Consider the following 12,117-nt stretch of genomic DNA (forward strand, 5'->3'; position numbering starts at 1 on the left):
TCTCCTTGATGAGGGTGAACACCGACCAAGCATAGCCTCAGGCGCCGCTCGCGGCACCCTGCAATCCGTCAGGCAGGTGGACCAGGCCCTCAAGGTAGAGCACGGCGTAACCGCTGATCTGCACCCGCTGAGGCCCCACTTCGCAGTACAAATGGCCGCCGCGCGCCGATGCCTGATAGGCGTGCAGCGTGCGCCGTCCCAGCCGCTCGGCCCAGAGTGGCGCCAGACCGGCGTGAATGGAACCGGTCACCATATCCTCCAACCCGCCATTGGCTGGCCAGAAATAACGCGAGACAAAATCCACCTCACGTCCGGGCGCCGTCGCCACCACATCTCTGGGTGCCAGACGCGCCAGCACCTGCGGATCAGCCTGCACCGCGCGCACCGCGTCCTCATCAGGGTAGAGCGCAAACCAGGCCTGATCGCTGACCAGCACCTGCGCAGGTGGCAATGACAGTCCGGCCAGCAGCTCCGGCGGCACCTGGGCGACCGCGACCGGCGGCAGCAGCGGCGCAGACATGTTGATCAGGCCACCCTCGCCGCGCGTCAGTTGCAGCTCACCCACGGCGGCGGCGCTAAAGGTCAGCGTCTGACAGGCCGGGTCGCGGCTGAACAGCACATGCGCACTGGCCAGAGTTGCATGGCCACAAAAATCGATTTCCGCCAGCGGCGAGAACCAGCGAATCGCGAAATGGCCAGGCTGCTGCTCGACCAGAAAGGCGGTTTCCGACACGTTGTTTTCGGCTGCAATAGCCTGCAATACGGCGTCATCCAGCCAATGCGGCAATGGCATCACCGCCGCGTAGTTGCCACCGAACAGACGGTCGGTAAAGGCATCAACCTGATAGAGAGGTAGTTTCATTGCGCAGCTCCAGCAGTAAAACTTCCAGCCTACTCCAATCAGTCGGCAGCGCAGCAACACAGCCGCGACTGCAGACAGGAGTACAGTTGGCCACGGATGTCAGAACCCCCGCCCTTCGTTACGCAGAAAAGCCGACTCCTCGGCGGTGGTCGGGCGCAGCAGCACTTCGTTGCGATGCGGATAACGGCCAAAGCGCTTGAGAATCTCCAGGTGCTGGCGCTCTGCACGCAGGTTGTCCTCCAGCCCCGGCGCGCTGAACAGCATCATGGCCTGCTCGTGAATGACCATGGACTCGCTGTGCATGAACGGCATGTACATGAAGGCGCGCATCTTCAACGGCAACGCCTGATCGGCACCGCCGGCCACAGCCTCCTGCGCCAGCACCAGCGCCATGCCATCGCTGGCGAACGAGCGCGCGGTGCCGCGCCAGATGTTGCGTGAAAACTGGTCCAGCACAATGATCTCGGCCAGCCGGCCCAGCGCCGTCCCACGCCAGTTCATCAGTTCGCCGCGCTCGGCACGCGCGTGCAGCGGCCCAAAGCGCTCGCGAATAAAACGGTCCAGGCCCGGATCAGCGCGCCACCACTGCACCGGCTGCAACTCACCAAACCAGAATGTGATTACTTCATCGACGGGCGTCACTCAGCTCCCCCACTCGTGTTGCGGTCTTACCAGTTGCCTATACTCGATCAGAACGGTGCTGCACGGATCGGTTCCGGGCATTTGGCGCCCAACCAGGCCGCCCGGTGAGGACCAGCGTCAGCCGGGATCGCTCAGGTGACCGCGGCAAACCGCAGCCAGCTTGTTACCGTCGGGGTCGCGAATGTAGGCGCTGTAGAAGTCCGGGTTGTATTGTGGCCGCAAGGCGGGCTCGCCCTCGCTGGACCCTCCGCTGGCGAGGGCAGCGGCATGAAAGGCGCGCACGGATTTCCAGTCGGGGGCAGCAAAAGCGACCATCACGCCGTTGCCGACCGAGGCCGCTCCGCCATCAAAGGGTTCGCACAACCAGAGCGCCAGTTCGGCAGCGCCCTTGTCCTGGTAATACCCCCAGCCGGCCCAACCGTCCCAGTCACCCTCACCCGGTGTCTGTACCCGGGCTATCCCCAGCGTGACCATGACCGCGTCGTAGAAAACGGTCGCCCGCAGCAGATCGTTGGTACCAAGGGTGATGTAGGTAAACATGCGGCCTCCAGAGCGAGTGTCAGCGAGCCGCCAGCATACTCCAGGGGGCCGCCCTGTTCACTTTTTAGACATCAATCTAAATCTTGGTTATTATGCGCGACTGCTGAGTCATCAGCCCATCACATTGCTCGCTCAGGATAATCCTCTGATCGGCGCTTTTATGCATTAACTCCAGCAGTTAATCGCGTTTTTACTGCAGATATTCTGCAGACCATGGTCCGTCTACTGACGCGCCAGAATACTTTCGACAATAAATATGTGAATAGCCTCTATGTCAAAATCCAATATCATCGCCATTGCTTCATCCCCGGCGTCCGAGTTTGATGCCGATGCGGTGCGTCACCAGCGCTTCAAGGTCTACACCGCCAAGCAGCTGGACCAGATTCCGCAGTTGCAGCAGCTCAGTGCCGAGCAGCGCTTCGAGATGCAGGTCGTTGCCAGCGTGCTGCCCTTTCGGGTCAACCAGTACGTCATCGACGAGCTGATCGACTGGCACCAGGTACCGGCTGACCCGATCTTCCAGCTCACCTTTCCGCAGCGCGGCATGCTCAAGCCTGAGCACTACGACCGTGTCGCCGAGGCCGTGCGCAGTGAACTGCCCGCCGCTGAATTCAAAGCGCTGATCAGCGACGTTCGTGCCGAACTGAACCCGCACCCGGCCGGCCAGCTGGAACACAATATTCCGATGCTGGACGGCGAAGTCGTCGAAGGGCTGCAGCACAAGTACCGCGAAACGGTGCTGTTCTTCCCCAGCTCCGGTCAGGTCTGCCACAGCTACTGCACCTTCTGCTTTCGCTGGGCGCAGTTTGTCGGCGACAAGGACCTGAAAATCGCCGCGCGTGAATCCAATCAGTTACAGGATTACCTGCGCGCCCATCCGGAAGTCACCGACGTGCTGGTCACCGGCGGCGACCCGCTGGTGATGAAGACCCGCAACCTGCGGGCCTATCTGGAGCCGCTGCTGAGCGCAGAGTTTGACCATATTCGCACCATCCGTATCGGCTCCAAGGCGTTGACCTTCTGGCCCCAGCGCGTGGTGACCGATGACGACGCCGAAGACCTGCTCGCCCTGTTCCGCGAGATTCAGGCCGCCGGCAAGCACCTGGCGCTGATGGCCCACTACAACCACTGGCAGGAGCTGGAGCCGGCCATCGCCCGTGAAGCCATTCGTCGCATCCGCGACACCGGCGCACAGATTCGCGCCCAGGGCCCGCTGCTGGCTCACATCAACGACGACGCAAAGGTCTGGGCACGCCTGTGGCAGACACAGGTCGAGCTGGGCATCATCCCCTACTACATGTTTGTCGAGCGCGACACCGGTGCCCGCCACTACTTCGAGGTGCCGCTGGTCAAGGCCTGGGAGATCTACCGCGATGCCATGCAGCAGGTCTCGGGTATCGCCCGCACCGCGCGCGGCCCCTCCATGAGCTCGCACCCGGGCAAAGTGGAAATCCAGGGCGTCACCGAAATCAACGGCGAAAAGATCATTGCCCTGCGCATGATTCAGGGCCGCGACCCGGACTGGGTACAGCGCCCCTTCTTTGCCAAGTACAACGAAGACGCCACCTGGCTCAATCACCTTGAGCCTGCCTTTGGCGAGGAACGCTTCTTCTTCGACGATTAAGGCCGCGCGCCCGGTGGCTCAGCACGCCACCGGGCTCTGTTGTGTGCACACCTCTGCCGGGGTCCGTGCAGGAAGCCCGCCTGGTCGCCGCCGCCGACAGCGACCGTCTCGACACCTGGCACAAGTACCGCAAGGGTCAGTGCGACAGCTGCCGCGCCCGGCCTGAAACGCAAACGCCGCCCCGAAGGGCGGCGTCAGTTTGCCGGAAACCTGCTACCGATCAGTACGGACAGTTGCCGCGATAATCAGAGATATCGCGATCGGAGGTGTGATTCGGGCCACACAGGAACTGCTTATAGCGAGCATCCTCGTCGAGGTGCAGCTTCATCCAGGACACACCGAAGCGGCTGAGTACGTCGTTGTAGATGCTGCCACCGTTCCCGCAGTAGTGGCTGCCGTTGTTGATCTCGACAAAGGCCTTGTCGATGTTGGACGGCAGCGCGTTGTAGAACGGCGAGGCGTGCTGGTACACCGGCGCGATCACATCTGACTCGCAGGCAAAGATCAGCGTCGGTGCCTGAGCACGGCTGGCGTAGTAGCTGCTGGTATCCCAGGGTGCCAGCGGAATGGCCGCCTTGATGCGCCCTTCACGGCCAACCCGCAGAGTACCGCCGCCGCCCATCGACCAGCCAATCACGCCCAGACGATCAGTGTCGATCATGCCGCGAACCGGGCTGCCAACGGCGGTGTTCTGGTCAACCAGGTAGTCCAGCGCATTGTTGATTTGACGCGCACGGCTCGGTGGCTGATCAAACCCGGTGTTGGTATCAATGGTCATGACCACAAAGCCGTAGGAAGCCAGCTTCGGGCCCCACCACTCAATGGAGGACTCGGCCGAGACGAAGCCGGGAATCACCACAATCGCCGCCATGGTGCCGGTAGTGCCTGTCGGGTAGTGGATGGTGCCGCCGCCAAAGCCGCTGACAAAGCTGGAAACGCGCTCGTCATCAACATTGTACTGACCGCGATCGGCTTCCAGGAAGTTGACACTCGGGTCGGGGCCGCGCTGGTAGGGTGAGCTGCCACCGTTACCCGGATCCGGGTCAGTGGGCGGTGGGTTGTTGGCCAAGGCCGACATCGAGAACAGCAGCGCGCTGGCGCCACAGGCGGCAAGAATGCCTTTTTTGTTGAATGGCATGGGCTAGAGCCTCCATGAATCGTGCGTGGTTATTGTTGTAGGTACATCACGATCCGGCTTCTGCCGATCGGACCTCGGGTTGCCTGAGCGCCACTCTAGCGCCGCCCCCGCCCAACACCAGCACCCATTCAGGTGACACGTCATCTATCCCACCCTTTCGGGCGATGGCTGCTCACGCAGCCAATGGCTAGCCTTCCTCCTGCGTCAAATGCGATCCGCTGTCCGCCGAGCAGACCTCAGGTTGCCGCCTGTTTACTCGGACTGGCCGCTGAGCGCGCCTAGTTGTGATCTTTCAGTAGGTTGTTCATTCGGGACATACCCGGCAGATTGGAGGTGCGAAACAACAAGCCCCCGGAGTCCCGAATGAACAACCACAAAAATGCCCGATTAACTGTCCATGGTCGAGCCCTTTTGATCACTCGTATCCTTGAAGATGGTCTGCGCCCCTGCGAAGCTGCACAAGCGATGGGTGTCAGCCTGCGTACCGCTTACAAGTGGCTCGCGCGCTACAAAAACGAGGGCAACGATGGGCTGCACAATCGTTCTTCCCGACCTCGCTATTGCCCGCATGAAACGCCACCTGATCAGCAACAGCAGATCATTGAACAGCGCCGCGAGCGCCGAGTTTATAGGCATATCAGCGCCCAGGTAGGCGTGAGCGTCGCCACTATCGGCCGAGTTTTACGGCGAGCAGGCCTGAACCGGCTGAGTGCGCTTGAGCCTGCACGGCCGACCAATCGATATGAACACGACAACCCTGGCGACCTGTTGCACTTGGATATCAAGAAGCTGGCACGCTTCCGGCGCCCCGGTCATCGTGTCACAGGTGAGTTCAAAGGGAAGTCGCACGGCGCAGGCTGGGAGTACATCCACATGGCCATTGACGACCATAGCCGTGTTGCGTGGGCAACGACTCATCCTGACGAGACGGCTGCCAGTGCATGGCGTGCGCTGACCAGCGCCATTCGCTACTACCGGTCACTCGGGATACGTATTCAGCGCTTGCTGACGGACAACGGTAGCTGCTATCGCTCCGCGCTGTTTGCACGCGCTTGCCGACGATTGGGGCTCAAGCATGGCCGCACGCAGCCCTATACACCACGAACCAACGGCAAGGCCGAGCGCTGGATACAAACGGCATTACGGGAGTGGGCTTACGCTCGTTCTTACCACGACTCTGAGCAAAGAGCAGATCATCTCAATGCATGGCTACATCAGTACAACTGGCATCGCCCACACTCAGCTATCGGTAATCTGCCACCTATCAGCAGGCTGCCGATGATGAACAACCTACTGGCTTTACACACCTAGTCGTCGCTCAGCGTTGCCCTGACCAGCTCGATCTCATCGAAAAGACCGGCCATGACCCGCACCACCGCCGGGTCAAAGTGCTTGCCGGACTGTTCCCGGATGAACGCCTGCGCCCGTTCGGCCGTCCAGCCCGGCTTGTAAGGGCGCTCACTGCGCAGGGCGTCATACACATCACAGAGTGCGACGATACGCGCCGACAAGGGGATCTGCTCACCCTGCAGCCCCGATGGGTAACCCGTGCCATCCCACTTCTCGTGGTGATTCAGCGCAATCTCGGCCGCCAGTTCCAGCAGCGAGGAGCGACCGCTGTCAGACAAGATCTGGCTACCGATACGCGCATGCTCCTGCATGGTCCGAAACTCCTCTTCGGACAGCTTGCCCGGTTTGCGCAGGATCTGATCTGCAATGCCAATCTTGCCCACGTCATGCATGGGGGCCGCCAGGCGCAACAGCTCTACCCAGGTCGCCGGCGCCCCAAGCCCTTGGGCAATCAGCGCTGCCGTCTCGCCAATGCGCATGATGTGCTTGCCGGTCTCGTTGTCCTTGTAATCCGCCGCGCGCGCCAGCGCACGGATGACCGCGCGGTAACTGTCACGCAGCCGTACCGTGCGCTCCTGCACGCGCTCCTCCAGCGCGTTACGTTCCTGCAGCAGCGCCCGGTGAGTGTGACCAAACTCCAGACAATTGCGCACTCGCAACAGCAGCTCCGGCAGATCGACTGGCTTGGTGACATAGTCATTACCGCCCAGATCCAGGCCACGGCGACGGCTGGCAGCATCGCCCAGCGCGGTGACCAGAATCACCTGCTGCGCGGTGCGATCACGCTCTCGCAACGCCTCGAGAATAGTAAAGCCGTCCGGTTCCGGCATATCCAGGTCCAGCAGCAGCAGATCCCAGGAATTCTCCTGCAGCCAGCGCAGGCCCTCGGCAGAATCGCTGAAACCTTTCACCTGCCCCAACCCCATGGTCCGCAGGCTCGACTCAAGCAGCCGCATGTTTGCCTGCACGTCGTCGATAATCACCACCCGCGCACCGTGCAGCGTGGAATTCAACATCCTTCACTCCTCCAGCAAGGCACGCACCAACGCACCCAGCTCGTCGTCGTCCAAGGGTTTACGTACCAGCCCCTGACAGGCGCCGACCAGCTCCTGTACCAGCGGCGACTCAAGCGAACCGGCCAGCAGCAGCACCGGCAGCGTCCTGCCGGCCATCTGCTGTCGCAGGCGCTGCAAGGTCGGCGCACTGGATGCATCCAGTGCCGCATCATCCAGCAGCACCAGTGCGGCCGGTCGATCGGTTGTCTGCTCCAGCAGGCTGCCGGTACTGGTGACCGGCACCAGCTGCGCATCCTCCGCCAGCACCGCACGCACCTGGTCAGCCAGCAGGTCATCATCCGTCAGGCAGTACACCAGTGGCCTGGCATCGCGCTCGGTCGCCTGCGCCTCGCCCAGCGGCAGCTCGACCCAGAAGCGCGTTCCCACTCCCAGCTCACTCTCCAGACTGATCTCCCCCCCCATGGCCCGGGTGTATTCACGGCAGATCGACAGCCCGATACCGGTACCCTGGATCGAGGTATTCTCACGTCCCAGCCGCTGAAATGGCTCGAACAGCCGCGTCTGATCCTCCGCGCGTATGCCCATGCCACCATCCTCCACGATCAGCCGCAGGCGATCGCCGCGCTCCTCGCAGTACAGCCGTACCCAGCCTTCGGGCCTGTTGTACTTCTTGGCGTTGGACAGCAAGTTCAACAGCACCTGGCGCAAGCGGCGCGGATCAGCCAGCATGGTCAGGCTCGCGTCCGGTAGCTGCACGTCGAAACTCAACCCCTGCTCCTTGATCTGCAGGCGCACCATCTCGGCGCTCTCGCTCATGATCTGGCGTACGCTGGTCGGCATCAGCTCAACCCGGCGGGCGTCAACCTGGATAGCCGACCAGTCGAGGATGTCACTCAGCAGATTATTCAGATGGCGACTGGCGATCAGTATCTCGTTGACGTATTCAGAGGATTGCTGCCGCTCTTGATCGTCCAGCTCCATCAGCTGCGCGAACCCCAGAATCGCATTCAGCGGCGTACGCAGCTCGTGACTCATGCTGGAGATAAAGCGCGCCTTGGCCAGGTTGGCCGCCTCGGCATCACGGGTAGCCGAGCGCAGATCGCTTTCAATATGCTTGAGGTCATCGATATCAACGTGCGTGCCGGCCAGCAGCGTGACCTCGCCGCTGGCCGGGTCTTGCTCCAGTACACGGCCACGGCTCAGCAGCCAGTGATATACGCCGCGCGCATCGGCAAATCGAAACTCGGCCGAGTAGGGAGACGCATGACCCAGCGTTGCCTGCTCGGCCTGCAACACGCGCTCCCGGTCATCCGGATGCACACGGGCCCGAAACACGCCTAACCCGACCCTGCCGGAGGGCAGACCAAAACGCTGACAAAAGCGTCCGCGTAGCTCTATTTCCTCATCGGCAACATGCCATTCCCAGATACTTTCGGTGGTGCTGTCGAGGACCAGCTCGATACGCTGTTGCGCCGCCCGGTTGAGCTTCTGGCTGTGCTCAAGCTGCAGGCCGATCTCGTGGGTATGCCGAGCCATGCCATCGAGCTCGGTGATCTCGGAGTGCACCGGTTCCGGGCGCCAGCGCTGGGCACCGATGTCCGTCATCATCCGGGAGATGCCTTCGATCGGCGCCAATAGCCGACCGGTCAGTCCGCGCGCGCGTACCCACAGGAAGGCAAAAAACACCACGTAAAAGGCAACCAGGCCGGCTATCAGCAACATGCCGATACGTCGGTAGTGCGACGCCATCTCATTGGTTCTGGCAAACAGCGACTGCTCATCAACCACCGTCAGCAGGCGCCACCCGGTCTGCTCGACGCCGGTCCAGCCGATCAGCAGGGCCTGGCCGTTAAGCATCTGCTGCTGCACGCCGCTATCACGCTGGCGCAGTACCTTGGCCAGTCCCTGGGTTTCGACTCGGCGGGCAAGGTTGAAGTCGTCCGGCTTGAATATCTCCTTGCGGATGGCCTCCTGATAGGAGTGTGTGGTCAGCTCGCGCAGGCCGAAATCGCGCTCGGCCGGGGCGGGCATGGCCATGATGTTCAAATCACGGCTAACCAGCATCGCATAGCCATCCCAAGGCACCGGCAGCCGGCTGATCTCGGACAGGATGCCGTCGACCGTGACGTCGATACCCACCACCCCTTCAAGGAAGTCCCCGCGGTACACCGGCGCGATGGCCGACATCATCCAGCCCTGACCGGCCGGGTCCAGATAAACGTCGGTCCAGACCACACCACGGCTGGGGTTATGCTCAGCGTCGGCCAGATAATAGAAGTTGTAGTTCGGTATCACCATGTCGTGCGGGTACTGCTCGTGGGTGGCGAACCAGGGGTAGATATGGTTGTAACTGTCCCAGCTGTTGAAGTAGACACTGGCGATCAGCGGATTGTTGCGCTGCAGCTCGCGCATCACCGAGTCCAGCGTGGCCATGCGCCGTATCTTGCTCATGTCCTGATTGGCCGGGGGCGTCGCGCCGGAGTAAAAGAAGGCACTGCCGCCGTCATCCAGCGGGCTGTAGGTCACCCCGCTGTCAGTCTGCGCGGTCTCGACCTCAGGCGCATTCAGGCTCCCTGCCAGCGCCTCGCTGACCAGGTTGCGGTAACCGTCGGTCAGTGCTGCTACCTGCTCCAGCCGCGCATTGATCACGCGCGACTCGAGCTGCGCCGAGCTGCTCAATTCCGCCAGCGCCGTTTGCCGCAAATAGGCGGTCTGCTCGTCACGAATCGAGGCGTTGCTGAACAAGTAGATAGCGATGAGCGCAGCCTCAACCAGCACCAGAGGCACCAGCGCGCTGCGTATAAAGGCGCGCCAGATCCACTGCTGCAGTCGAACGCGGGCTTTTCCAGCCATATTTTTGTCCCCAGACAAACCGTGCAACATCAAAATGACATCACCCTAAAATTGCCCGCCCACCCTAGCAAGCTAGCCATTGGTCGGCCATTACGCCAACCGCCAGAGCCTACCGGCTGACGAGCGCCCACAAAAAACCCCCACCGGACAGCGCCCGGCGGGGGTTTTACACAACGTGCGCGGCCTTAGCCCTTGCTGGCACGCTTGCGGTCGTTCTCGTGCAGCAGCTTCTTGCGCAGACGAATCGACTTGGGCGTTACTTCCACCAGCTCGTCGTCGTCGATGAACTCCAGCGCCTGCTCCAGGGTGAACTTGACCGGCGGTACCAGCTGGATGGTTTCATCCTTGCCGGAAGCACGCATGTTGTCGAGTTTCTTGCCCTTGGTCGGGTTGATCACCAGGTCGTTGTCGCGGCTGTGGATACCCGCCAGCTGACCTTCGTAGATATCCTGACCCGGCTCCAGGAACAGCTTGCCGCGATCCTGCAGGGTTTCCAGCGAGTAGGTCAGTGCCTTACCCGTCGCCATGGACACCAGTACGCCATTCTGACGGTGCGCAACATCACCCTGCTTGACCGGGCCGTAGTGGCTGAAGGTACTGGTGATGATGCCGGTACCCGAGGTCATGGTCAGGAAGCTGTTACGGAAGCCGATCAGGCCACGTGCCGGCACAACGTACTCCAGTCGCAGACGGCCCTTGCCATCCGGAACCATGTTGCCCAGATCGCCCTTGCGCAGACCCATCTGCTCCATGATCGGGCCCTGGTGCTGCTCTTCGATGTCGATGGTGACGTTCTCGTACGGCTCCTGCTTCTCACCGTCGATTTCCTTGATCACGACCTCGGGGCGGGAGATGCCCAGCTCGAAGCCTTCGCGACGCATGGTTTCGATCAGTACCGACAGGTGCAGCTCGCCGCGACCGGAGACCTTGAACTTGTCGGCGCTGTCGCCTTCTTCAACGCGCAGAGCCACGTTGTGCAGCAGTTCTTTTTCCAGACGCTCTTTGATGTTGCGGCTGGTGACGAACTTGCCTTCTTTACCGGCGAACGGCGAGTCATTGACCTGGAAGGTCATGCTTACGGTCGGCTCGTCGACCGTCAGTGCCGGCATGGCTTCAACGTTCTGCTGGTCGCACAGGGTGTCGGAGATAAACAGCGGGTCAAAGCCGCTGATGCAGACGATGTCGCCAGCCTGCGCTTCTTCCACTTCAACGCGCTGCAGACCGTGGTGACCCATGATCTTCAGAATACGGCCGTTGCGCTTCTTGCCCTGCGCATCGATAGAGGTGACCGGGGTGTTGGTCTTGACCTTGCCGCGACGGATGCGGCCGATACCGATCACACCCAGGAAGCTGTTGTAGTCCAGTGCCGAGATCTGCATCTGGAACGGACCGTCGAGGTCAACGTCAGGGGACGGCACACGGTCAACGATGGTCTGGAACAGCGGGGTCAGATCCTCGGCCATCTCGTCCGGGTCCATACCGGCAATACCGTTGATTGCGGAGGCGTAGACGAACGGGAAGTCCAGCTGCTCGTCGGTCGCACCCAGGCTGTCGAACAGGTCGAACACCTGATCAATAACCCAGTCCGGGCGCGCGCCCGGACGGTCAATCTTGTTGACCACCACGATCGGACGCAGACCAGCCTGGAAGGCTTTCTGGGTAACAAAGCGGGTTTGCGGCATCGGACCGTCTACCGCGTCAACCAGCAGCAGTACCGAGTCGACCATGGACATGACACGCTCAACCTCGCCACCGAAGTCGGCGTGGCCGGGGGTGTCGACGATGTTGATGTTGTAGCCGTTCCATTTGATGGCGGTGTTCTTCGCCAGAATGGTAATGCCGCGCTCCTTCTCCTGGTCGTTGGAATCCATGATCCGCTCGGAATCCAGCTCCTTACGATCCAGGGTACCGGACTGACGCAGCAGGGCATCAACCAGGGTAGTTTTACCGTGGTCAACGTGGGCGATGATGGCGATATTGCGGAGATTCTCGATCACTATGAGTGTCCTGAAAGGCGCGGCGCGAGCCGGCATACTGAAAAAAAGAGGGAGGCATTATACAGAGACGGGGGTTACAGTGTGTGTTTTTTGTT

The 12,117-nt window shown here is 61.4% G+C and carries 9 protein-coding genes; 2 read left to right on the plus strand and 7 right to left on the minus strand.

Translation table 11 applies throughout. The features are described 5' to 3' along the window. Positions 1-37: 37 nt before the first annotated feature. From CNQ84_RS15835 to CNQ84_RS15845, 3 genes are all read right to left on the minus strand, one after another. Entirely contained in the window at positions 38-862 is an 825-nt protein-coding gene (locus CNQ84_RS15835; protein ID WP_096005805.1) for a PhzF family phenazine biosynthesis protein, read from the minus strand. A 99-nt stretch (positions 863-961) separates the two neighbouring features. Further along, positions 962-1,504 carry a DUF924 family protein gene (locus CNQ84_RS15840; protein WP_096005806.1) on the minus strand — a complete coding sequence of 181 codons (543 nt, stop codon included), beginning with the start codon at positions 1,502-1,504 and terminating at the stop codon, positions 962-964. A 117-nt stretch (positions 1,505-1,621) separates the two neighbouring features. Continuing rightward, on the minus strand, positions 1,622-2,044 hold the full coding sequence (locus tag CNQ84_RS15845) for a VOC family protein (RefSeq protein WP_096005807.1): 423 nt from the start codon (positions 2,042-2,044) through the stop codon (positions 1,622-1,624). A gap of 271 nt (positions 2,045-2,315) precedes the next feature. On the opposite strand from CNQ84_RS15845, the gene CNQ84_RS15850 reads away from it, so the two are divergent. Next, positions 2,316-3,668, plus strand: a complete 1,353-nt coding sequence (locus CNQ84_RS15850) for a KamA family radical SAM protein (RefSeq protein ID WP_096005808.1) — start codon at positions 2,316-2,318, stop codon at positions 3,666-3,668. A gap of 220 nt (positions 3,669-3,888) precedes the next feature. On the opposite strand, the gene CNQ84_RS15855 is transcribed toward CNQ84_RS15850, so the two are convergent. Then, positions 3,889-4,806: an alpha/beta hydrolase family protein gene (locus CNQ84_RS15855; protein ID WP_096005809.1), complete on the minus strand. Its 918-nt coding sequence runs from the start codon at positions 4,804-4,806 to the stop codon at positions 3,889-3,891. A gap of 363 nt (positions 4,807-5,169) precedes the next feature. On the opposite strand from CNQ84_RS15855, the gene CNQ84_RS15860 reads away from it, so the two are divergent. Then, positions 5,170-6,117 carry an IS481 family transposase gene (locus tag CNQ84_RS15860; protein WP_096005810.1) on the plus strand — a complete coding sequence of 316 codons (948 nt, stop codon included), beginning with the start codon at positions 5,170-5,172 and terminating at the stop codon, positions 6,115-6,117. Here the strand turns inward: CNQ84_RS15860 and CNQ84_RS15865 are convergent. The 3 genes from CNQ84_RS15865 to typA all read right to left on the minus strand — a co-directional run bounded on the left by CNQ84_RS15865 (position 6,114) and on the right by typA (position 12,022). Beyond that, positions 6,114-7,172, minus strand: a complete 1,059-nt coding sequence (locus tag CNQ84_RS15865) for an HD domain-containing phosphohydrolase (RefSeq protein ID WP_096005811.1) — start codon at positions 7,170-7,172, stop codon at positions 6,114-6,116. The two genes, CNQ84_RS15860 and CNQ84_RS15865, sit on opposite strands and share 4 nt — an antisense overlap. 3 nt (positions 7,173-7,175) lie before the next feature. After that, positions 7,176-10,025 carry an ATP-binding protein gene (locus CNQ84_RS15870; protein ID WP_096005812.1) on the minus strand — a complete coding sequence of 950 codons (2,850 nt, stop codon included), beginning with the start codon at positions 10,023-10,025 and terminating at the stop codon, positions 7,176-7,178. A gap of 185 nt (positions 10,026-10,210) precedes the next feature. Next, complete coding sequence (typA, locus tag CNQ84_RS15875; protein ID WP_096005813.1) at positions 10,211-12,022, minus strand: translational GTPase TypA; 1,812 nt, start codon at positions 12,020-12,022, stop codon at positions 10,211-10,213. Between the last annotated feature and the right edge of the window lie 95 nt (positions 12,023-12,117).

The sequence above is a fragment of the Pseudomonas abyssi genome (assembly GCF_002307495.1).
GTDB classification, from domain to species: domain Bacteria; phylum Pseudomonadota; class Gammaproteobacteria; order Pseudomonadales; family Pseudomonadaceae; genus Halopseudomonas; species Halopseudomonas abyssi.

Coding starts and splice junctions, on each gene's coding strand:
- CNQ84_RS15865 (WP_096005811.1), bottom strand. CDS start 7,172: ATGTTGAATTCCACGCTGCACGGTGCGCGGGTGGTGATTATCGACGAC.
- CNQ84_RS15855 (WP_096005809.1), bottom strand. CDS start 4,806: ATGCCATTCAACAAAAAAGGCATTCTTGCCGCCTGTGGCGCCAGCGCG.
- CNQ84_RS15860 (WP_096005810.1), top strand. CDS start 5,170: ATGAACAACCACAAAAATGCCCGATTAACTGTCCATGGTCGAGCCCTT.
- CNQ84_RS15835 (WP_096005805.1), bottom strand. CDS start 862: ATGAAACTACCTCTCTATCAGGTTGATGCCTTTACCGACCGTCTGTTC.
- CNQ84_RS15870 (WP_096005812.1), bottom strand. CDS start 10,025: ATGGCTGGAAAAGCCCGCGTTCGACTGCAGCAGTGGATCTGGCGCGCC.
- CNQ84_RS15850 (WP_096005808.1), top strand. CDS start 2,316: ATGTCAAAATCCAATATCATCGCCATTGCTTCATCCCCGGCGTCCGAG.
- CNQ84_RS15845 (WP_096005807.1), bottom strand. CDS start 2,044: ATGTTTACCTACATCACCCTTGGTACCAACGATCTGCTGCGGGCGACC.